We start from the raw sequence: 22,527 nt of genomic DNA on the forward strand, positions 1-22,527 counted from the left end.
GTGGGGGAAATAGGCTCACCCTCAAGCCCGGAGACCGATCTGTGGCTCCGGGCGTCCGCCCACAGCGCCACGGCCTATTTTTCCCGCCCTGGAGGCATACCATGGCGTTATTTAGTCCCAACCAAACGCGTGGCGCTAACATTGTGGAGAAATTTGGTATACTGGAGCAAAATTCAAACGAAAGAGGGATTCCTTCCCGTGACCCGACTCAAACAAAGTGGCATCGACTTCTCCGTAGGCACGCTAAACTTTCTGGCAAATATCGGTATCATCCTGCCCTACGTCCTCATTCTGGCCAAGTGGCAACAGACCCAGAGCGAGACGTACCTGATCGCCCTCGTGGCCTTCTACATCTCCCGGGCGGCCAGTATCTTCTACACCAAACGCCTGAACCTGCGGGCGAGCACCTACCTGATTCTCAGCCTGACCCTCGGTGCGGCCGGTAGCCTGATCTTCGCCGTCACCGCCCACCTCGGCTGGCTGATTATCGGTAGCCTGTTGTGGGGCTACAGCGCCGCCACCATCTGGCCATATTTTTTGACCGTCAAGTTACACCTGACGCACACTGCCGACTTTAAAATGAAACGCCTCTACTGGTTGATTTTCGCCGGCTTGGCCCTGATCATCGGCGCCGATGTGCTGGCCAAATTCAACTACACACTGACCTTCACGCTGTTGGGGATTCTCTATCTGGTGGCGCTGCCCGGCGGACTCCTGCTAAATAACTTCACCAGCGACTTCTACCAGGAATCACCGCGCCACGTTCACGGCCTCTCACAGTCCTGGCGTTGGGTGCTCTCCGTGGTCTTCTTCGGCGTCATCGCCGTCCTGACCACGCTGCGTAAAGCGGTCGTCAACATTCCCAGCTGGCTGATTCTGACCATCATTGGGGTCGCACTGGCGATTCTAATCGTCGAACTAATTGCCGACTGGCACGTCCTGCCGCGCTATAAAATGCGGCTCCTCAACCGGGGCTTTCTGGTCAGCATGGTCTTGCTATTCAACAGTTTCTTTGCCTATTTCTACCTGGGAAAGGCTGGGATGTACGCCGTCTTTGCCGTGTACCTGCTGGGATTCGAAACGGGCTTCACGCTCTTCAACCTGCTCGGTCACCACGACCCTCGCCGCGCCCGTCATTACAGCTTAATCAGTCTAATGGTCGGCCAAGTTCTCCTGTTGATTCCATGGGTCGGCAGCTACCTGCTGGGTCTACTCCTGATCACCCTCTATGTGGGCTACGACAACCCCACGCTCAATGAGACACTCTACGACCTCGACAGCATCGACACCGACAGCGCCATCATCCACAAGTACCGCTTCTCCACTTACGGCGGCCTACTCTGCCAATTGGCCATGTTTGGCCTGCTCGTGGCCGTCAGTGCCGTGACCGGTCTATCGCTCCTCGACTTCTTTAAGCCGAACGACACCGGCAACTTTGCCCTGTATTTCTACAGCCTGAGTTGGCCACTGGTCATCGTTTCCCTCATCATCTCCGTGGGCAATCTGCGGTCGAAATCACCCGTCACAGCGAAAACCCAGTCTGACTAAGGCTGGGCTTTTTGGTACCCCCACTGCTAAATAGTCCCTCTATTACTACTAATGTAAAAATACCGAATTTTGTCTCACTATTTTGCTAAATCCCCAAGATTTTCGTTTTAACTGCTCATGGATGAACCCTCAAAACTGTGATGATCACTCGTCAGTCTACTAAAAAAGTCAGGCCCCTCACCATAACGAGGAGCCTGACTATTGTCTTCTATTTCGCTGATAACGCTAAATTAATTGGGTGTCGTTTCGACCCATTTTTTCAGAATAAAGATGTTCAGGACGGCTTCAACTGCGGCCACAACCAGGACGCCTAAAATGTTAATCAGGAAGTGGGTGGTCCCGCCGCCGTCGATCAGTTGGCCAAAGTTATTGAATTCGTAGAATAGGAAGCCAATGACCCGTACGACCAAGTAGATCACAATGATGTAGAGAACCACGTTGATCAACCGCCGACTCGCGTTTGGCAGGAAGTTATTGGTCGCGCTGATGACCAGGTGAACCAGCGAAATCGTCGTCCATCCCAGGACCACTAGCGACAAGCCCATGATCAACATCCCCACACAGATCTTAGCAGCCTCCATCGTGGTGTAACTGGGGCCACTCATAATCCGCAACATCCCCGTCAGATAGGTGTTATCCACGGCTTCCGTAATCAGGTAGATAATCAGTTGGACAATCCCAAAGTAGATGAACATCGCAAACGATGAGAACAGGTTCGTCAGATAGAGCTTGGTGTCGCCCAGCGGCAAGAGCCGGTATGTATCGCGCGTGTAGACCCGTTCAATCCGGACGGACAACAGGACAAAGGCGATGGCGAAGGCCACCATGGACCAGACCAAAGCCACGCCGAAGGTTTCCCCTGGTTGGATCCCCTGCCGCACAAAACTCCAAAGTAAGGTGGCGGCCACGACGGCAATGTCTGCCACGATTAGCCAGTTAATTAAGCGGAAACGGTCGCGGCTCATCACCTTCAACAATGCTGTAAATTTAGTCACGGTCCGCACTCCCTTCTGCGTACAAGCTCTCGTAGTAGCCTTCGATGCTCAGACCAAGTTCCTCACGAATCGCGTCACTCTCCTTATGCGCGTAAACGGTCTGGTCCTTCACGATGACGACCTCGTCTAAAATCGGCGCGATCTCGGAAACGTAGTGGTCACTGATGACCATCGTGGCATCGGCCGGTTTCCATTTCAAAATACTACTGATGATCCGCTTGCGACTCATACTGTCGATGCCGCTGAACGGTTCGTCCAACAGGTACAGGTTGACCTGCCGCGCGAGGGTCAAGGCGATGATCACCTTTTCCTTCATCCCCTTGGACAGGGCCGCCAGCTTCAGACTGGTATCGATCTGTAGAAAGGTCACCATCTCTTCAAAACGGGCGCCGTCGAAGTCCGGGTAGACCGTGCGGTAGAAATCCGCCACGCGATCCACCCGCGTACTGGCCGCAAAGCCTCTGAGTTGTTCGGTGAAGCTGACGTGGCTCTTGTGGTGGGCGGTGGATGTGTCGCCACAAACGGCGATGGTTCCAGAACCCTTGGCACTCCCCGTGATCAAGCGCATCAACGTTGTCTTCCCGGCCCCGTTTTCACCCAGCAGGCCAATGATCTTCCCGGTCTCAAGGGTCAGGTCAACGTCGTGTAGAATCGTCTTAAAGTTGTGTTTATAACCGACTTGATTAATTGCTAAAACATTAGTCATCCTGTTGCCCCCTTTGCGCAATATATTGTTTCAGACTCGCAATGATTTCTTCATCCGATAAATTCAAGGCGTGTAACTGCTCATAGGCCCGTTCCAATTGATCCATGATTAAGTGCTCCTTTAACTGTGTAATGCGTGGCGTCTCCGTCGTGACGAAGTTGCCTTTCCCCCGCTGGGACGTGATAATCCCCTCCGTGATCATTTCCCCGAGTGCGCGCTGAACGGTGTTGACGTTGACCGTCAAGTCCACTGCCAACTGACGAACCGCTGGCAATTTCTCCCCTGGTGCCAGCTGACCGGTCATCATTTCGTGATACAGGTGATTCTTAATCTGATAGTAAATGGGGACCTTATCGTCAAACTTCACGTTCGGCCACCTCCCTAGTGTTATATTTTACTAGTACACTGTAACATTAAAACTGGGACTTGGCAAGTCCTGGTGGCGGTAAGCGACTCATTGTGGGTGTGAGGATGCCCACTAAACGCCGCCAAGGCACGCTTAGACCCGCAATTTTTCGTCAAAAAAAGTCGTCAGAATCCGGTTGGGATTTCTGACGGCACATCACGTTATTCTTGAATTAGAGTAATCTGGCGACCATCGATTTGTAATAGACCGTCTGCCACCAACTGTTTGAGTTGCCGGCTCAAAGTTTCCGGCGTGATACCCAAGAAGCTGGCGAGTTCCTTCTTCTTTTCCGGCAGCGTGAACTGGGTGGCGTGTTGCGCCTGACCAACCTGTTGGAGGTACGCCAACACACGGTTCTTGGCTTTCAAGTTACCAGTGAGCGCACTGACGGACTCCAACGCTGTCAGCCGATCCCCCAGAATATTCAGAAGATTGAAGGCCACGGTCGGTACTCGGTGAAGTAGCGCCTGGAAATCCGCCCGACCAATCGAACAGATTTTGGTGTCCGCAACGGCCTCGGCGTAGTTAAAATGTGGGCGTTGGGTAAAGAGCGCGGCCTCGCTGTCGATTGCCCCGTCGCGTAGCATGTAGAGGACCTTCTCCTTGCCATTCTCGTTAAGCTGATAGACCTTAACACGGCCCTCATCAATAATCAGCATGCGCTCTAACGGCTGAGTTGGATCGTAGAGGACACTCCCCCGCTTGAAGACCTGTTGGTGAACGGATATCTTGGCGAGCTCCGCAATGTCAGCATCGGCCAGTCCTTTGAAGATGGGCGCGTTCTGAACACATTTAAACGGATCGTGAGGCATCTTTTTCTCCTTTTCTTGATAATTATCAATTTTTTATTTTGCCTTTTATTATACACTAAACCCATCACTTCGAGGAGGTCATTACATCATGAAAATCTATCAAGCAAACATCGTGCCACTTAACGAACAGGCCATTGGCACGGCGGCCCACGGGTCGGCCCTCTTCACCATCAACGGTGACCAGTTGACCATCAATATTGAAATGTTCGATACGCCCGCTAATCTTCAGCACTGGGAACACTTCCACGGCTTCCCAGACGGCAAGGACGCAGCGATTGCTACGAGTGCTCAGGATGTCAACCACGATGGTTTCGTTGACCTTCCCGAGACCGGTGCTGTCTCCGGCACAACCATGGTGCCCTTCGATGCGGCACCACACGAGATGAACATCCCCAACGACAACTACCCCGTTTCGGACGCCAACGGCTATTTTGCCTACACTAAGGTCGTACCGCTAGCTGCCCTCGATGCCCAATTCAAGGCAACCTTTGACGACAGCGAGCTGGCCCTCGACAAGCGGGTCATCTACATCCACGGCGTGACGGACGACGTTGACCTGCCAGATACGGTGGCTGGTGCGGTCGGCCACTACTCCACCCACGTGACGTTACCCATCGCCGTGGGAAAGATCGTCGCCCTATAATGTGGCACAAATATTGGCGCATATTTGCCGTCGTCTTCTACCTGATTGTATTGTTACTAGTCGTCTTTCATCAGGATATGTTAGCAATGTACGGTATGGCGGTGGGCATGTTATTAGAAGCCATTATGACTCTGCCGTCTAAAACCTAAGTCTTACTCAATTTGCAATATAGATATGCAAGCGGAACTACCTGCGGGCGGTTCCGCTTTTTGCATTCATCTTGCAAAAAAACGGCGTCACCCGAAGGCAACACCGTTATGGTCAAAAATCAATTTTATTTATTCTCACGGAGCAGCCGTGCTTGCCACCGAACGACGGCCAACAACGTGATTGCAATCAACAGGAACAAGCCAAAGACGCTGGCTAAGAACACCTGTGATTCACCAGTTTGTGGCAACCGTCCCGCAACGAGATCAGCTGTACCGGAATGAACGACACTTGCAACGGCCCCAGCCGGTTTGTTGGCTGAGTTATGGCCGCTGGTGACACTGGTCGTGGGATTGTGACCGCTAGGGATATCTTCGTTAACTGCATCCCCATCGCCACCGTTAGTAACAGCTGGCTTCTTACCTGGATTGTTTGGATCCACAGCATCACCATCGCCACCACTATCCGTGTCAGTACTAGTGTTTCCACCAGAACCGCCAGAACCACCACCGGTCGGATTGTTATTCACAATCGTAATTCCGATGCCAGTACTGCCCATGTTCCCACTGCCTGTAGACTCGGCAAACGCCGTGGTTCCAAAACCAAGACCTAGCGCTACCGCAACCACTGCCACTAGTCGCATAATGATCTTCTTCATGACCGCCGCCTCCCTTCGAGACTGCCTATTGCTACTCTTCCTCTTCTTCATCCTTACGTCGCTTACGCCGAATCAGGTAAATAATCAGCAGAATCAGGAGTACCAAGATGAGCATTCCTAAGGCACCCAATGCGACTAACAACCAAATATTAATTCCAGAATTATCTACGGAATTCTTATTATACTTATCGGCCTGTGCCTTGGTAATTCTAAAGTTGCGGTCAAAGACCCACTCATGGCTTGTATTTTTGACAACCATGTGCAGATGGTAGTAACCTGCCTTTAATGCCGTCTTACCATATAGCATTGGGTAACTATACGTTGTGTTAGGTGCCATCTGGACATTTTCTTGTTTGGCCTTCTGAACAACCTTACCTCCATCACGGTTCGTAATGGTTGTATTGGTCTTGAGGTTAGGAATGATCACAGCAGTTGTATTACGAATATCCGCAATAACCCCTCTGTGATAATTACTTAACCCCGCACCAACTCTACCCAAACTCATTGATGGATTCGGGACTTGCCCCAACGTATACTTCATCCCAATGACATAGGAATACTGACTGCGCATATTACCTGCACCCTTAACCGTACCGGTAACTTTACTGTCCGCTCTCTGGAAATACCAACTCCCAAGAATGACACCATTAAAGTTAGTCTTAGGAATCTTAACCGTGGCACTAACAACCCTTGAGCTCTTGGCTGGAATTGTTAGCGTCTTATTTCCCTGAATCTTCGAAATGTCACTCATTTTGTAACGTAGTGAAGAATCATATGATTTCGTTGGGTTAACGTACTCAATTGATCCAGCCGAGTTTGTCCAGGCTGTATGAATTGCCGTCTTAACCTTAATTTCTTCATTCGTTACGTTAAAAACTTTAACTTGAAGCTTCTGCGTCTTATTAGAATTCATCCTTAAATCAAAGAAGGAATTCTGTCTATCAATCTGATTACTTGGTAGCTTAGCTGATACGTTGTACCCAACATTATTTGTAGCAGCTTGCGCCTTATCCCCTAATGAGAATAATCCCCCACAGATAATGCCGACAACGGTTAACAAAACTAATTGAACCCGCTTAAATCCTAACATCCTTACACCTCTGCCTTACCCTAGTTAATGCAAATCCTGTAATATCTTTATAATACTACATTCATAAACAAAAAGGTGTTCATTCGCACAGAATGGACACCTTTAAATCGCATTTTGATTATTTTGCTGGGGTGTCAGCTAAGGTCCAGTTTAAAGTACCCGTGTAAGTACCAGCTGTAACGTTAGCTGGAACACTCAATACAACATTTGAAGGATCCAATTGCATTGCAGTAGAACCGGCACCATGACCAGTAGCAGCCGTGTAGATAGTGTGCGTCGTAGTCCCATCAGCAGCGATACCAGTTGTCCCATTAGCATTCGTTGTGTTCGTATCTTCACCGGTGATTCCATCTTTAGAAGCAGAGTTAGTAATCGTTGCCGTTGACCCCTTCAAATTGAAGGCAGCACCATCAAGGTTACCAATTGCAGTACCATCAGCAGCTTTACCAGTTAATACAGAACTTCCAACGCTGACTACCCAACCATGGTTAGTCCCACGAGTGTCAGAAACTTCAGTAAGTAAGGTCTTGTTGGTGTTGATACCCTTGTTCACAACGCTAACAGTGTTTGCTGGTAAGGCAGTACCTGTAGAATCTTTCCCATTATCACTACCATTGAATACGTTTTGAACACCAGTGGTTTGTGATTGAATTGGATTATCCTTTGAACCAAAGGCAACACTGTCAGAAACGTACAGGAAGGTTAAAGGACCACTTGGGTTAGTCCCACCGTTTGGATCGTCTGGATCAGTTGGCTTAACTGGCTTCGTTGGGTCAGTTGGATCAACTGGTGTAGTTACATCAGATGGCTTAGCAAAAGTTACCGTACTGTTAGTCGTACCACTAAACCCATCACCATCAGTGTTGGCACTTGCCGTAACTGGTGCAATGGCCCCCAATAATAATGCACTTGCTAATAAAATACTGCTTACTGTCTTCTTCATAATTAAGCACCCCTCATTTGTGTTTAAATCCCTCAAAGTCTCAACAATAGATATTTAATAAGTTCCGATGCCCCTTAACCACTAGTCACCGCAAAGACTGGCTTCACTTAGTTAATGGGGAATCATTTCGTAACCGCCTCCTAGTCGGTAGTTACGCTTTACTAAATATGTAACAAGTTCATTATAGCGTGGGAAGGTCTGCCTGTAAATAGTTTTTTTGATAAAAAGTGAAACTTTTTTAAAAAAATCGCAATTTCGCTATAAAAACCGTTATATCGGGGCATGTAACCGCTAACTAGTTAGTTAGGGAAACTTATTTTATCGTCAATTTGTCAGCATTTTAATCAATGTGGCTAAAAGTTAGTCAGGTGATAAGGCATGTCGCCCCATCGTCATTTACCTGTCTAATAATTTAGAAAAATTCACACAAAAAAGGCCCCATCGCTGGGGCCTTTACCACTTAATCCTGTGATTTTAAAAGTTGGTCAACTAGCCGTCGGGTCGCATTAGACCGGCCTTCCCGCTGATCTTTCATTCGTAGATAATACTGATGGAGCGCTGACAGCGTCACCGCCTCAGTCGCCACCGGTAAGGCATATAGTCGATGATAAGCAGTTGTAATCGTTTTCAAGTCATCACCCCCGTGTACGAGTTGGCGTAATTGCCGCGGCGTCACGTGATTCTTCCGTGCGGGCACCCAACCAGTAGCTGGCTGCCGGGCGAGGCGCTGTTGGAACGCCTTGACCAGCATCGTCGGCCACCCTGCAGGCAAAGACTGTCCAGTCGTCAATTGCTCTTTGAGGGTCAATAGTTGCGGATAGACCGTGGCTGGCAGCTGTCGGCCTTCCCACGTCTGCTGCAGATGCGCCAATCGTTCTTGCCGCTCCGCCACGGTCAGATCGAAGCCCACCGCTGCGTTGAAAACATCATCGTCCCAATCTCGTTGGCGTTGCGCTGCCAGTCGGCGGGCGATCCGGTTCAGGTCCGCCACCAGATATCGGGGAACAATCTGTAACCGGGCCGCCTTGATCTGTCCGGTTCGAGCAAATTCCGTGGCCATCACGCCCAACTGGTAGGAATTGACCAGTTGGCGCAGTGCTACCGGCATCTTAATCGCCGCTAACGCCTGCTTGAAGACGGCCAAAGCCAGGTGCTGCGTCAGAAGTCCCGCAACCGCCGTCAAATACTGGCGATAGTCCGCAGAGTCTCGCAGTTGGCGCTCCGCCGTGGACTGTGCGGCATTGGCCGCCTCCCAGGCCGCCTGTTCTTCCTGAGCCGCGAGATCTTGTTCCCGCTGTCGCCTGGCTTGTGCCTGTACTGCCACAGCCGCTGCGGCATCCCGATTCGCCGTTTGCAGCTGATCGTACTCGGTCAGATACGGTGCTAGTTGCGCGTCTGGCAGCGTCTGCGACTGATGACGTAAGTAACCCGTAACCGTGGATTTCGTCCCGTTATGGACCCACCGTTGCCGTCTGCGGTGTTGTTGCGGCAGGTTAGGCAAGGCATCCTTGGTCCACAGAATCTCCGGCACCACCGGATAATGGTCTGTGAGCGCATCATACTGGGCTACCGCGTGGAAGTTATCCTCGGTGGTGATCGCCATCAGATACTGCATTTCATCACTCATAAATTTCTTCACGCACTCCGAGCCGACCAAAATTTCATGATCAGTCGCTCGCAATACCACGTGGTATTCGTAGCGGACCGGCTTGTGGCACAGCGCGCAGTGGTGCCAGTCAGTCCGATTCTCACTGGGATTGATGGCGTAGGGTAATCGCGCCAAGAGTTTCCACGCCAGACTGCCCGTCACCAGCCAATCTACCCGCTGTTCAACGATGACTTCGCGCGCCGACCGCGTCAAAAAATCACTGGTATCTTTAACCGTGGGATGCTCACGTAATAATGGAAGAACACGCGTCAATTCTGGTAAGGCCAGCGCGGGCTGGGTCAATTGGAGAAACCGATTCTGTGCCGGTGTGAGGAGCGTGGTTGCCATGAAAAAACATATCCCTTCTACATTAAAAGTCGTTTCATAATCATAGCATATTTTGCCGAAATGGGGAACGTACGTTTTGAAAGCAGAGCACTTTTTACCACCTGAGACGATATTTTTATCAAAAAGAGCGTCTCAGGTGGTAAAAATCATCGTCAAAAAAGGATGAGCACCAGCCCACCCTTTCGCTTGATTTCCAATGACTTTCATCTAAATGTGGACCATCATCACGGCGCCACCAATCAAAACCGCTAGTCCAATCGTCTTAGGCACCAACTGCTTCACGTTGGCCTCCTTCAGAACGACCACACCGAGCAGTGTCGCAACCACTACGTTCAGTTGGGTCAGGACGAAGCCGTTGACCAGTCCATTCAGGCTCAACGACATCAGATAAGTCCCCGCCGCCACGGCGAAGATGAACCCAGAAGTGATGTTGCGCAGACCCCAGGGATCTTGCCCCGGAATCCGTTTACGACCCACAACGTAGATCGTCAAAGCCCCGGCCATCATCCCTAACGTTTGCGGGAGGAACCCATTAAGCCCCTTAGCTACCGCATAGTGTGGAAACCCAGAATATCCCCAGTAGCCAACACAGGTGATCACCAGCATGGCATAGGCGCCAAGGTCCTTGCGCGACACGTGAATCACACCGTTACTGATCATGACCCCGGCCAGAATAATCAGGAGAGCAATCACACCCAGCACGCTGTCGTGCCAGCCGACCCATTCGCCGAAGACCCAGCCCCCAATCAGGGAATTCCCGATGATCTGAAGTGCCGTGGAAAATGGCACCGCGTTATTGACCCCCAGCGCGCCGTAACCCCAGTACTGACCGCCTTGCCCAATACTCCAGCAGATGCCGGAGACAAAGTACAGTAGGAAATCCGTGAGGCTATAGTCGTAGTGAAAAATGAGCTGTAAAACAATGGCGCTGATCACGCCCCCCACGCTAGTTCCCAACAGTTGTTCCGTCCAATTGCCGCCGGTTTTCCCCTGCATCCAAATGGGGAGAATTCCCCAAAATAACGCGGGCATCAGACCAATAACGATGTTCATCCCGATCACCTGATTTCTAACCTTAATAAGGTTAATCGTACGCCATTCATGAAAGCGCTGTCAATAATGATTCCATAAGTTTTTTAGTGAATCTTTTGTTTGCCGTATGACATCGTCCAAACTCTCATAATCTTAAGTGCCATTAATCACTAAATACTCTCCAAACATGCGCAGTCACATGCATCGTTCTTCTATAGTAAAAGGCAGATCTGCTGTCTAACTTACGGACAACAGGTCTGCCTTCCAACTTACCTAAATTTTTTGAATGATAGTTACCTTAAAAATTGGACACAACTGCCAGTATGCGACAACATCTATTCAATCATCTATTCTATCGACCCACTCATAAAAATCGGTCAGCGTTTCAGCAATCTTCACTTGGCCAGTCTCAGCTTCTCCTTTGGATTCAATGGCTTCCGGCAAGTCTAAGAAACTCATGATGTGCACATCGTTATTCGCAGCTTTGATCAATGATAACCGAATATATTCAGAAACAGTCAGTCCTTGCTTTGCTAAGTTGTTCTTAGCACACTCATAAATATCAGTTGTCACACATAACGAAACGGTTTTGTCATCTGTACGATTCACACTCATTTTTTATCGCTCCTAGCCTCTTCCGTCCCTGTCACCTAATTCTCACCCAGCCAAGCCTTCAACGCCACCCCAGTCCGGGAATCCGCGTGCGTAGTGGCTTCCCGTGGCGTACCACTGTACTGGATGTGGCCGCCGTAACGCCCGGCGTCTGGACCCACGTCGATCAACCAGTCCGCCTGACTGATCACTGCCAAGTTGTGCTCAATGATAATCAGGGAGTTGCCCGCCGCGACCAAGTCGTTGAACAACTTCATCAGTCGTGCCGTATCCTTCAGGTGCAAGCCAGCCGTGGGTTCATCCAGCAGGTAGACGGTCCCTTGCTTGCCCAATTCAACGGCTAATTTCAGCCGCTGGAGTTCACCACCCGATAACGTCGTCAGGGGTTGGGCCAGCGTCAAGTAACCCAGACCCACACGGTCCAAGTTTCCCAGCTGACGCGCCAACTTCGGTGTGTCTTGGAAAAAGTCCGCAGCCGCCGTCACCGACAGCTGGAGCACCTCAGCAATCGTTTTATCTTGATAGTGATACTGCAGGGCTTCCTCACTGTAGCGCTTGCCATGGCAGAGCTCACAGGTCTGCACGACCGGGTCCATGAACGCCATGTTGGTGATGGTGACACCCTTCCCCTTACACCGCGGGCAGGCGCCCTTACCGTTATAACTGAACATACTGGTGCCGACACGACCGTTGGCCTGGCTAAAGAGCTTCCGAATCTCGTCTAAAATCCCTAGATAGGTTGCCGGTGTCGAACGAATATTGATGCCGACCGGCGTCTGGGCCAAGTCAATGTAGTCTTCCTTTAAGTGCTGTTTGAGTGCCGTGACCAGCGATGATTTCCCGGAACCCGCAACGCCGGAGATGACCGTCATCACGCCCAGTGGCACGTCCACGCTCACGTCCTGCAAGTTATTCTCAGTGATGTGGCGCAGAGCCAAATGTTGCTTTACCGGTCGTTCGGGGCCCCATTCGTGCGGCCGCCGCAACCAGTTTCCCGTCAGCGTGTCCGAGTCCAGCAGTTCCTGATAAGTTCCGGTAAACGTGACCGTTCCACCGCCTTGACCGGCCTGTGGGCCCATTTCGACCACGTAGTCGGCAAATGAGATCATCGCCGGATTGTGTTCGACGACCAGCACGGTATTGCCCTTCTCCTTTAATTTCGTCAGTGCTTGCTTGATCAACTGAATGTCGTGCGGATGCAGGCCGACGCTGGGTTCATCCAGAATGTAGACCATGTTGACCAGTGCACTGGTCAGGTACTTGGCAATCTTGATCCGTTGCGCTTCCCCGCCAGACAGCGTGCTGGTGCCCCGGTCGAGCGTCAAATAGCCCAGGCCGATATCGACCAACGATTGAATCTTGGTGGTCAGTTCCCGCACCACGTCGGTCGCCAGCGGCTCAGTAATCGCCTGCAAAAAGGCCAGCACGTGGCGTAAGTCCATCGCGGACACCTCAGCAATATTTCGACCGTTGATGTGATTCGTCAGAACTTCCGGCCGCAACCGCGTGCCATGGCAGACGGGACACGGTTTGCGGGTAACGATGGCCGCAATGGCTTCACGGTGGTGTTCGGCTTCCTTTTTGCCGATGACCGACCGTCGAATCCGCGGCACGACCCCTTCGTACAGCGCCGTCCGGGGAAAGCCTTCGCCCGGATGCTTCAACGTCTGTTGCGGCGCGTGCATCAGTAGCTCGTATTCTTCGGCCGTGTAATCCTTGATGGGCTTGTCATCATCAAACAGCCCACTCGTCGCGTAACGCCGCCAACGCCAGGTGTCTGGCCCGAAGCTGACGAAGGTAATCGCCCCTTGATTGAGCGACTTTTCCGGGTCAATCAGTTTGCTTTCATCGATGTCGTCGACGTAACCCAGGCCCTGACAGGCTGGACACATCCCCTGTGGCAGGTTAAACGAAAAGCTGTCGGAATACCCGATGAACGGCTTGCCGATTCGCGAGAATAGTAACCGCAACAACGAGTAGATCCCAGTATAGGTCGCCAAAGTGGACCGTGCATTCTTGCCCAGTCGCTGCTGAGCAATGACGATGGCCACCGGCAGATGGTCGATGTGCCCCACGTGTGGCTGCCCGTATTTCGGTAAATATTGTTGGGTGAAACTGGGAAACGTCTCGTTCAGTTCTCGCCGCGATGCCGCCGCAATCGTGTCGAATACCAGCGAGGACTTGCCGGACCCCGATAGCCCAACAAACACCGTTGTCTGGTACTTGGGCACCCGCAGACTCACGTGGTGCAGATTGTTTTGGGTGGCATCCTGAATATCGATATAGCCTTGTTCAAATGTTGGTTGCATACCCGAACTCCTTTCGTCTTATGCCGTTTCTTTTTAAATTCCTAGTGATCATTTCCTGTAAGTGCTATCGGTTCTATTGAAATACCTACTTGTGATACATCCAAATTAATGGGAATCTACTTATCAATTGCATATAAATGATATGATAAAATTAAGTAGCTATTGGCGTTGCATCAAAACCTAATATAGGGGCGGAAATGATGGATAATAAACCGGTGTTTGATGGGGATCAGTTCGGTTGTGTCGCGTTGATTATTTTAATTCCACTATGTTACTTCTTAATTAAGTTGTGGCTGGGACTATTCTCACAATTCTAAAAGTGTTAGCTGAGGCTAGCACTTTTTTATTTTAATTCCCCATTAGCGACACACTTTAGGCAATAACTGCCATGAAATCTCACCGTTTACGCCCCTACCCAACTACCTTACCACACTCTAAAATTGCACCAAAGTTCAGCGACTCGCAAGCAAATTTTCACAAACTCTGGGCTAAAACGCTTATACTCAAACTTGTGATTACAATTACCAAGGAGGAATTCTAATGTCCTTATTTAAGAAACATCCACTCGATTTACCCGCCGCTGTGATCGCTGGTGGCGCTGCTGGGATTGTTTCCGGTCTCGTCAAGCTTGGCTGGGAAAACGTCTTACCACCCCGCACTGAGGAACGCGACGCGACTAATCCCCCACAGACGTTGCTGGAACAATTCGGCGTGCCTGCCAAAGTGACCCACGCCACCTACACTTACGCCGGCCACAAGTTGCCATGGGTCAGCTACGTGATTCACTTTGGTTTCTCCACGACCTTTGCCGTGCTCTACCAAATCGTCGGTGAAAAGTTACCCCTTATCAAGAAGGACGCCGGCACCTGGTTCGGTCTGACCATCTGGATCGCCTTTCACGTCGGCCTGATGCCAGCGATGGGAACCGTCCCCGCTGCCAAGGACCAACCAACGGAAGAACACGTCTCAGAAGCCCTCGGCCACATCGCGTGGATGGTCACCAACGACCTCGTCGGTGCGGAAGTCTACCGGCGTTTGGTGGCGGAGAAGCATAAATAAAACGCAGACTTATTCTCTAATCGACTTGGTGACTTGCCACAACCATAATGTCAATTCTAGCGGGGGAATTTCTGTGGTCACTACACGCTTGAAATTGTGGCCACCACCCTCCCACCTAAATTGTTTTACGTACAACGTGTAAGCCGTGAGGGTGGCGGAAATAGCCTCAGCCGTGGGAAGGTTCTTAGCGGTGGTTTTCTGCCGCTTAGAACCTTGGTGCTTTTAAGACTCGACTCGCAGAGGCTTAAAAGCAAGTTCAGAGACCGCTCTTCGGCTCTGGACGTCCGCCCCAGCGTTCCAGGCTATTTCCACCACCCGGCAAGGCGCTGGCAACATGCATCATCAAACACCCATAACCAATTTTATACGGAGGTGTCGCCACGGATGAAACCTTGGCAAACAAAATGGCCGGAACGTCTGAGCTACGGCCTCAGCGATGCGGCCGATAATCTGGTCTTCCAGATGATGACCACCTACCTGTTGTTCTTCTACACCGACGTCTACGGCTTATCCGCCAGTGCCGCCGCGATTCTATTTGTGGTCGCACGACTGGCAGATGTTGTGGAAAGCCTGATCATTGGTTTAATGATCGACCGGACCCATTCGAAGTGGGGTAAGAGTCGGCCCTTCTTTCTCTGGTATGCCTTACCCTACGTCCTGTTCGCCGTACTGACCTTCGTCACGCCGCCCTTTAGTGGGACTGGCAAACTCATCTGGGCCTACGTCACCTACCTTGGACTGGGTTTCTTCTACACGGCGGTTAACCTGCCGATCACCTCGATTCTACCGACTCTGACGCAAAATGACCGCGAGCAAACAATTCTGGGCGTAATTCGGCAATTCTGCGGTAGTTCCGTGCAAATCATCGTGGCCGTCTTCACGCTGCCCCTGGTGGCATTATTTGGTCACGGCAACGAGCGGCAAGGGTTCCTGCTAACCATCATCCTGTTCGGCGTCATCTCGCTGGCACTGATTTGGAATACTTTTTTCCACGTGTACGAGCGCTTCACCAATCCTGAACAGTCTCACCAATCGTGGCGCGCTGTGGGCAAAATGTTGCGGCAGAACAAGCCCTGGCTGGTGATCTCGGTCGTCATTCTGCTCTATTGGCTGACCACGTCTATCAAGAACCAGACGACGATTTACTATTTCAAATACATTCAGCACAGTGAGAATCTCGTGCCCTACGCCAACGGCTTCACGTTTGCAGCCCTGATTGGCGTGCTGCTGATCGTTAACTCGGCTCAGCAGTGGGGCAAGAAGCGGACCATGTTGAGTGGGATTGCAATTGCGGCGGCTGGCCAACTGATTCTAAGTGGCGGGGTCGTCAGCAATCTCTTGCCCGTGATTTTCGCCGGTATCCTGGTAAATTCAGTGGGTAACGGTCTGATCATTGGGCTGGTCTCCATCATGATTGCCGATACAATTCGTTACGGCATGGCGATGGGCATCCAAGCTGAGGGAATTCTGGCCTCCACCGACGACTTTGGCGTCAATGTGGGGCTCGGTTTGGGCGGCTTGATTACGGCGGGCCTCTTCCACCTCTCGGGCTATGCGGCCAACCACGCGCAGAATGTGGCGACTCAGCACATGATCACGTTGAACTACGCTTGGCTGCCTTTACTGCTCTACGTGGCGATGTTCGTCGTGCTTCTGCTCTACAATGAACGGGAATTACAGGCGAAGATCACCCCCGTCGACCGCGACGCGTAGGTTGTTTTTGGCGGCGAGGTCTGCTAATGACATTAGAAATCAGCACGGCTGATTTTCCCTATACTTATTACTAACGTAAAAATTCCTCGATTTAAAATTGAAGTGCAACACCTGCTCTACTAGACCAGTTCTTTATTCAGACTAGTCAAAAAGGCCATGAAGACCTATTCTTAATTCACCACAAACAAGAAAGAGGTATCTTCATGACCCGAATTAAGAATATCATATCTAATCAGTATCACCAACTCAATTTAGCTGAACGTGGTCGAATTGAAGCCCTAAGGGGCTTAGATTGGTCCATCCGCCGGATTGCCAAGGCTCTTCATCGTAATCCCAGTACGATTTCGCGTGAATTAAGACGGGGGACAACAACACAGATTAACGCTAATACTCGTATCTTCGAACAGTCATATCTGGCGGAAACTGGCGAAGCAGTTTATCGTAAGCACCGGCTAAACAGCTGTTATCGTGGACTCTTTGATCACTGTCAAACCTTCTGTAATGCTTTGGTTACAGCTTTAAAAGCTCGCCCCAGAATGCATAGTGTGGATACTTTTGTTCACCAATTCAAGACTAATTACCCAGGAGTTGTCTGTCCCTCAACACCGACGGTGTATCGATACATTGATGACCAGCGTTTAACTATCCGTAATTCAGACCTACCAGCTAAACTCCGTCGCCGAGTCAAACGTCCCGGAACAAAGCATCACCGAATCAATAAGAAGAATCTGGGCCATTCAATCGAAGAGCGTCCCACTGTGGTTCAAGCACGTCAAGAGCTTGGACACTGGGAAGGTGACTTGGTCAAAGGTAAACGAGTTGAATCTGAGCCAGCATTAATGACTTTGACTGAACGTGTTAGTCGTTTAGAAATCATCGTTAAACTTCCCAATTATCATGCCGACACTTGCTTGAAAGCCCTCCAGAACACCTTATATGACTATGGAACTGAGTACTTTAAAACCATTACTTTTGATAACGGTGCCGAGTTCTCAAGCTTGAGCCAAGTGGTGGGAACGGACATCTACTTTGCCCATCCTTATTCACCATGGGAACGCGGAACCAATGAGAACACTAACGGCCTTTTGCGCGAGTTCTTCCCGAAGGGTAGATCCTTGGTTTTGGCCTCACTCATTGATATTCAGCTGGCTCAGGATACCTTAAACAACCGGCTGCGGCGGTCATTAAACTATCGTTGCCCAGCCGATCTAATGCCTGAACTAGCTTAGCAACTAGACCACTTCTAAGAATAGATTCTTAGTGTTGCACTTGATTTGACAATTGAGGTAACGTAAAAATTGGAGAATCTGTCTCATTATTTTTGACAATAATTTTAAAAATCCACCCATCACTTAGCGGAAAACGTTGCTAGTGGTGGGTGGATTTAATTGTAAGGAAAGCTTACTAACTGGATGAATCGCTTAACGTATTGAGATGGGTATTTTAGATGCGTTGCTTGGCGTTGCGTTTGGTGCTTAACTGGATTAACTAGTTTGACTTTTGGGGGAGAATTGGATTGCGGACCATGATCTACCGTTTAAACTCCACCCTGCATGAGTTATTAGTGGTTGCTCTGACTCAGAGATACAAACTTGCTCTCGGCGAGATACTGGGGAAACTTGCGGCCTCGGAAACGAGTTCCGCAAGGCAGGTTCTTCCGCTTAGAAAGCTAAGTCCTCCTGTCCGGCAAGGCCGAACAGAAGACCTTAGCTCCCTAATGCTCGGAACCTAGACGCCTTGCTCCACTCTCTACACAAAAAAGACAGCACGACCCAGGCACCTTGCCCGCTTCGTACTGTCTATTCGTTTGCATTAAAATTAGTCACTAGTTCTGCCGCCGTGTGTCCGGCCGCGGTTTGAGTTGCGACGCTTGTCATGTAAGCTGTCAAAGCCTACAAAACCTGCAGCAACCGCACGGTCATTTGCTTGGTGTAAGACCTTGATGAAGTGTTCCGCTTCATCCTTACCGAAAAAGCCTAACCAGCGGTGGAACCGTTCGTCAGTGGCTTGGGCCAAGTTCCGTTGAACCCGACTCCCAGCAGCCGTTAACGTGATGTATTTTACCCGACGGTCATTAGGATCTACTTTTTGCATAACGTAGTTTTCCTTCAGCAATACGTTGACCTGGCGAGCGATAGCGCTCTTGGAGACGCCTTCTAATTTGGCAAGTTCAACCAGCGTTTGCCCATTCTTACTCCGGGCAACGTTTTCCATCACCATGAAGGCTTCAAAGGTCAGATTGTACTTTTGCGTCGGAATTGAAACGAAATCCCCGATATACTTGAAGATGTGCATGTATAGATCGTCAAACTCTTTCTTCAATTCTGCTTCCGTTACGTTGTCATTCGTCGTCTCTGTCATTATAAATCCATTACTCCTTCTAGTTTCAGCGCCGGGCGCTGCCTATTAACGTCCTAATTTGCGTACAGCCCACGGGTCTTAATTTTAGTCGAAAATTATAGTCCCGTCACCGGTCAATATGAAAAAAGTGGATAACCCTACTTATATTTCACTATCAAACCATCTTATCCAATAAAATTATTTTTAGAGGTTCCCAAAATCGAACACACGTTCTATAATAGAACTAATCATTTAATCAAGGACGTGATGACCATGCTTAGCCAGGCGCATCAGCAAATTAAGCAACTACTCCAAACTGCTTACCAAAGAAACCAAATTACTACAATCAACGTTCATAACATTACTTATACGGGAACCGTCGATTTCATTTCACCGGCGACCGTCTATTTGGGACTGGCCGCTGGCCGTTCCCGCGAGATTCCCCTAACTCAGATCAGTCAGGTCAAACTACACCAATTTCAATCTTGGTGGTATCTCTATGATTCTACCGCACAGTAACTCCCTCTAGTATCGCCTCTCTCGACTAAAAAATAAACCTTTTTTTAATAAATTGTTGGGATTTTGTTTACAATTTGTCGAAAACGCTGTCTTTTCTGCTTTTAACCGGCTTTTTCGCTACTTTTTAAAACCTAAATTACGGCAAAATTCACCGTAGAACCCCCTTGATTATACCGCGCAATCATCATTTAATTGTGCACCACTTTAATCTGGCTGGTCACATTTTTAATTTTGCATACTTTGATTCATTGATGGGGTTCAACCGCCTCAACCCAAAAATATTACCCTAAAACATAAAGTCCCCCTATACCATTAGCAGTCGCCGATGGTATAGGGGGATTCTTTTAGTTATTTTGATTGCGAACAGTCGTCACAGAACGATCTGTTAGCACCGTCTCTGCCGAACGCTACCGCCGGAATGACGTGCTATTCCACGCGAACGCTACCGTGAACCGTATCAACTTTAACCGTTGCGGTCGGTGCTTCACCAACTGCGCCAATCTTATGGTGACTGTCATCCAGTGTCAGTTGGGCTACGCGAGGAACCCGCACCGTCCCGTCATCATTGCGCACGTCGAAGTTGTAGGCCTCATTGGCCAGTTCAATCTCGGCGCTACCATTTCCGGTAATTTCCAAATCGCTAGTCAGGTCACTGACCTGCACACTGACCCGCCCGTTACCGGAGCTCAGGCGACCACCGCCAGATAGGTTCTGAACACGAATGGCCCCGTTGCGGCTGCGGCTTGCCAGTTTCCCAGTAAAGCCGCTAACCTTAATCGCCCCGTTGCGGGAGTTCAGGGTCGCATCCCCCGCGTGGTTCGTCAGGCGAATCGCCCCGTTTGTCGACTCGATTTTCCCAGTTCCCTGGGCATCATCGACCGTGACTGACCCGTTCGTGCTAACGATGCGGTAGTCGAGCGCCGCCATCTGATTAAGCCGGACCGAACCATTCGTCGCCTGCACGTCAAAGTTCATAACTTGATTGTTAAATGCGCGAATGGCCCCATTAGTCGCATGAATCTCAAAATCGGCGTTCGACCGCAGATCACTGACCTCCAGGCTACCATTGCCAGCATGAACCCGGACACTGCCCTTCAGCGTGCTAGGAATAAAGATCTCCGTCCGCACGTGCAGTGGCCATAACCGTGGCCGGTCACCCTGACGCAATTCCAATTGAGAACCGTACTGCTTACTGCGCAGGAAGAACCGTTCGCTGTCTCGGCTCATGTACTCGTTGACCACGATTTCGGAAGCACTCGCCTGGCCAATCTTGACCGCGGCATCGGGATAGTCAATCACCACTTCCGACACATCGGTCACCGCAAAGGACTGTGTATTGACGAGCTTGAGTGACCCCACGTAGGCCCGCTGTGGTCGCTCACCGTTAATTTTGACATCGTCGCCATCCACGTCAATGAAGCCATTGCCGACTGAAACGTGGTCCCCATCGACTTGAACCAATTTGCCCAAATCAACCTTGTCACCACCATCGACGACCACGTGATCACCCCAGGTCACCTGGTCATCGGTGATGTGGAGCTTGCCAATCTGCACGTGCGAGTGACTATGTTCACCCGTCTTAGCGTTGGCATCCGCGCCTGCATCATCCGTGGCCGTGTCATCCTGCTGGGAATCGTCCGCCTGATCATCAGCTTGCGCGGCATTCTCAGCAGCGACTTCCTTGAGAAGACTGTCGATATCACCGAGTTGGCTCATAGCTTCATCAATGGCTTTGGTCGCCGTCATGCCTTGGTTGATCTTGTCGGTGACGGCTTCGGTCAAGTCGCCGACTAGTTCCTCTTTTAATTCCGTTAATGCGCGGGATGGTTGGTATTGGCTGAACAGCTGATCCAACCGCGTGCGAATCTCCATTGTAATATCGTCCATGTTTAGACCTCCTCGGTAATCTGACCCGTAATCAATTCATCAATAATTGGCTTAGCGAACTGCCAAGCGATTTTCTTCTCTGCCAGCATCTCTTGGCCGGTCGTCGTGACGTGATAGTATTTTCGCCGCGACCCCTGCGTTTCATCGCCCCAGTAATCGGTCAGCGCACCATTCTTCTCCAGCCGACGGAACACCGTATAGAGCGTAGCCTCATTCAATTCGTAATGGCCCTGACTGAGTTCACGCACCCGTTTGGCCACCTGATACCCGTAACTATCACCTTGCTGCAAAATATTCAGAACAATCGTATCCGTATGGCCCCGGATTAAATCTTTGGAGATCACCTCAGCCATGTTGCCACTTCCTTTCGCGTTTTCTTGATTGGGTCTAATGTATCACACACTACTATGCGTGTCAAAGTAATTTATCTAAAATAGTAGTGTGGCTACCCGCTTTAACAACCACCATTCTCAAGAATTCCGCGTGCTACCAGGGATTGTCGCCACTCAAAACTACAATGCCTGCCCCCATACAAACTCACCGGTAACCCAAAAAGGGCTGAGATTTTTCATCCCAGCCCGTATGTAACAAAACGTTTTACTACTTCAACTCTAGAAAGGCCCCTGGTAAGAGTCCCGCTACCGTTGTTTCGGCTAAGGACCCCTTCTGATTGGTCAGGTAGATCACAGCGTCCTGATCAAAGAACTCACTAATCACTTGTCGGCATGAACCACACGGCGCAATCGGACCCTCGGTATTGCCAGTAACCAATAGCGCGGTGAACCGCTTCTCCCCAGCAGCAATCCCTGAGAAAATAGCCGTCCGTTCGGCACAATTCGTTGCACCGTACGCCGCATTTTCAATATTACAACCACCGTAAACCTTACCGCTGGCACCAACCGCTGCAGCCCCTACCTGAAAATGAGAATATGGGGTGTAGGCACGATCCAACATGTCGGTAGCCACTTGCAATAATTCTTCTAGCTCTGCCATAGTGTTTCCTCCTTAGCATGTGTCTATTGATGCCTCTTAATTGTTGCATAGTTTCAAAGAAAGCGCTACCATTTGAACGAAATTTCTAGGGAATTCTTTAACTTTTGACTAAATTGGCA

21 protein-coding genes are annotated in these 22,527 nt (G+C 50.2%); 6 read left to right on the forward strand and 15 right to left on the reverse strand.

Annotated features, from left to right (window positions below; translation table 11 throughout):
- Nucleotides 1–198: 198 nt before the first annotated feature.
- On the forward strand, nt 199–1,548 hold the full coding sequence (locus ACEPSU_RS11255; RefSeq protein WP_395321695.1) for a hypothetical protein: 1,350 nt from the start codon (nt 199–201) through the stop codon (nt 1,546–1,548).
- A 230-nt stretch (nt 1,549–1,778) separates the two neighbouring features.
- Here the strand turns inward: ACEPSU_RS11255 and ACEPSU_RS11260 are convergent, their stop codons facing one another.
- The 4 genes from ACEPSU_RS11260 to ACEPSU_RS11275 form a co-directional block, all read right to left on the reverse strand.
- Nucleotides 1,779–2,543 carry an ABC transporter permease gene (locus ACEPSU_RS11260; RefSeq protein WP_395321697.1) on the reverse strand — a complete coding sequence of 255 codons (765 nt, stop codon included), beginning with the start codon at nt 2,541–2,543 and terminating at the stop codon, nt 1,779–1,781.
- Complete coding sequence (locus tag ACEPSU_RS11265; protein ID WP_395321699.1) at nt 2,536–3,249, reverse strand: ATP-binding cassette domain-containing protein; 714 nt, start codon at nt 3,247–3,249, stop codon at nt 2,536–2,538. The genes ACEPSU_RS11260 and ACEPSU_RS11265 overlap by 8 nt, the downstream gene beginning before the upstream one ends.
- Nucleotides 3,242–3,616, reverse strand: a complete 375-nt coding sequence (locus tag ACEPSU_RS11270) for a GntR family transcriptional regulator (RefSeq protein ID WP_020090313.1) — start codon at nt 3,614–3,616, stop codon at nt 3,242–3,244. The genes ACEPSU_RS11265 and ACEPSU_RS11270 overlap by 8 nt, the downstream gene beginning before the upstream one ends.
- 200 nt (nt 3,617–3,816) lie before the next feature.
- Complete coding sequence (locus ACEPSU_RS11275) at nt 3,817–4,467, reverse strand: Crp/Fnr family transcriptional regulator (protein WP_395323405.1); 651 nt, start codon at nt 4,465–4,467, stop codon at nt 3,817–3,819.
- Between the two features lie 88 nt (nt 4,468–4,555).
- On the opposite strand from ACEPSU_RS11275, the gene ACEPSU_RS11280 reads away from it, so the two are divergent.
- On the forward strand, nt 4,556–5,110 hold the full coding sequence (locus ACEPSU_RS11280; protein WP_395321704.1) for a hypothetical protein: 555 nt from the start codon (nt 4,556–4,558) through the stop codon (nt 5,108–5,110).
- Between the two features lie 274 nt (nt 5,111–5,384).
- On the opposite strand, the gene ACEPSU_RS11285 is transcribed toward ACEPSU_RS11280, so the two are convergent.
- The 7 genes from ACEPSU_RS11285 to ACEPSU_RS11315 form a co-directional block, all read right to left on the reverse strand.
- On the reverse strand, nt 5,385–5,915 hold the full coding sequence (locus ACEPSU_RS11285; protein WP_395321706.1) for an LPXTG cell wall anchor domain-containing protein: 531 nt from the start codon (nt 5,913–5,915) through the stop codon (nt 5,385–5,387).
- A 31-nt stretch (nt 5,916–5,946) separates the two neighbouring features.
- Entirely contained in the window at nt 5,947–7,005 is a 1,059-nt protein-coding gene (locus ACEPSU_RS11290) for a DUF916 and DUF3324 domain-containing protein (RefSeq protein ID WP_395321708.1), read from the reverse strand.
- 118 nt (nt 7,006–7,123) lie between these two features.
- Entirely contained in the window at nt 7,124–7,948 is an 825-nt protein-coding gene (locus tag ACEPSU_RS11295) for a WxL domain-containing protein (RefSeq protein WP_395321710.1), read from the reverse strand.
- 460 nt (nt 7,949–8,408) lie between these two features.
- Nucleotides 8,409–9,944: a hypothetical protein gene (locus ACEPSU_RS11300; protein WP_395321712.1), complete on the reverse strand. Its 1,536-nt coding sequence runs from the start codon at nt 9,942–9,944 to the stop codon at nt 8,409–8,411.
- 207 nt (nt 9,945–10,151) lie between these two features.
- Nucleotides 10,152–10,997 (reverse strand): GRP family sugar transporter, encoded by an 846-nt coding sequence (locus tag ACEPSU_RS11305; RefSeq protein WP_395321714.1) that lies wholly within the window; start codon nt 10,995–10,997, stop codon nt 10,152–10,154.
- A gap of 318 nt (nt 10,998–11,315) precedes the next feature.
- Nucleotides 11,316–11,591 (reverse strand): RelB, encoded by a 276-nt coding sequence (locus tag ACEPSU_RS11310; protein WP_395321716.1) that lies wholly within the window; start codon nt 11,589–11,591, stop codon nt 11,316–11,318.
- Between the two features lie 35 nt (nt 11,592–11,626).
- The gene (locus ACEPSU_RS11315; protein ID WP_395345475.1) at nt 11,627–13,897 is read right to left on the reverse strand and encodes an ATP-binding cassette domain-containing protein; all 2,271 of its coding nucleotides are present in this window, start codon (nt 13,895–13,897) and stop codon (nt 11,627–11,629) included.
- A 540-nt stretch (nt 13,898–14,437) separates the two neighbouring features.
- Between ACEPSU_RS11315 and ACEPSU_RS11320 the strand changes: the two genes are divergently transcribed.
- The 3 genes from ACEPSU_RS11320 (at nt 14,438) to ACEPSU_RS11330 (ending at nt 17,898) form a co-directional block, all read left to right on the forward strand.
- Entirely contained in the window at nt 14,438–14,956 is a 519-nt protein-coding gene (locus ACEPSU_RS11320) for a DUF1440 domain-containing protein (protein WP_020090301.1), read from the forward strand.
- A gap of 384 nt (nt 14,957–15,340) precedes the next feature.
- Nucleotides 15,341–16,669 (forward strand): MFS transporter, encoded by a 1,329-nt coding sequence (locus tag ACEPSU_RS11325; RefSeq protein ID WP_395321721.1) that lies wholly within the window; start codon nt 15,341–15,343, stop codon nt 16,667–16,669.
- A 203-nt stretch (nt 16,670–16,872) separates the two neighbouring features.
- Nucleotides 16,873–17,898 carry an IS30 family transposase gene (locus tag ACEPSU_RS11330; protein WP_060463087.1) on the forward strand — a complete coding sequence of 342 codons (1,026 nt, stop codon included), beginning with the start codon at nt 16,873–16,875 and terminating at the stop codon, nt 17,896–17,898.
- 589 nt (nt 17,899–18,487) lie between these two features.
- Here ACEPSU_RS11330 and ACEPSU_RS11335 read toward each other — a convergent pair.
- Nucleotides 18,488–19,030 (reverse strand): MarR family winged helix-turn-helix transcriptional regulator, encoded by a 543-nt coding sequence (locus ACEPSU_RS11335; protein WP_020090473.1) that lies wholly within the window; start codon nt 19,028–19,030, stop codon nt 18,488–18,490.
- 252 nt (nt 19,031–19,282) lie between these two features.
- Between ACEPSU_RS11335 and ACEPSU_RS11340 the strand changes: the two genes are divergently transcribed.
- The gene (locus ACEPSU_RS11340; protein ID WP_020090474.1) at nt 19,283–19,528 is read left to right on the forward strand and encodes a hypothetical protein; all 246 of its coding nucleotides are present in this window, start codon (nt 19,283–19,285) and stop codon (nt 19,526–19,528) included.
- Nucleotides 19,529–19,954: 426 nt separating this feature from the next.
- Here ACEPSU_RS11340 and ACEPSU_RS11345 read toward each other — a convergent pair whose 3' ends face one another.
- The 3 genes from ACEPSU_RS11345 to ACEPSU_RS11355 all read right to left on the reverse strand — a co-directional run bounded on the left by ACEPSU_RS11345 (nt 19,955) and on the right by ACEPSU_RS11355 (nt 22,408).
- Complete coding sequence (locus tag ACEPSU_RS11345) at nt 19,955–21,415, reverse strand: DUF4097 family beta strand repeat-containing protein (RefSeq protein ID WP_395321724.1); 1,461 nt, start codon at nt 21,413–21,415, stop codon at nt 19,955–19,957.
- Nucleotides 21,416–21,417: 2 nt separating this feature from the next.
- A complete protein-coding gene (locus tag ACEPSU_RS11350) occupies nt 21,418–21,768 on the reverse strand; it encodes a PadR family transcriptional regulator (protein ID WP_395321726.1) in 351 nt (116 codons plus the stop codon).
- A 247-nt stretch (nt 21,769–22,015) separates the two neighbouring features.
- Nucleotides 22,016–22,408 (reverse strand): cytidine deaminase, encoded by a 393-nt coding sequence (locus tag ACEPSU_RS11355; protein WP_020090477.1) that lies wholly within the window; start codon nt 22,406–22,408, stop codon nt 22,016–22,018.
- Between the last annotated feature and the right edge of the window lie 119 nt (nt 22,409–22,527).

Origin of the sequence: Levilactobacillus parabrevis, from assembly GCF_044051715.1 — a bacterium.
Classification (GTDB): Bacteria; Bacillota; Bacilli; order Lactobacillales; family Lactobacillaceae; genus Levilactobacillus; species Levilactobacillus parabrevis.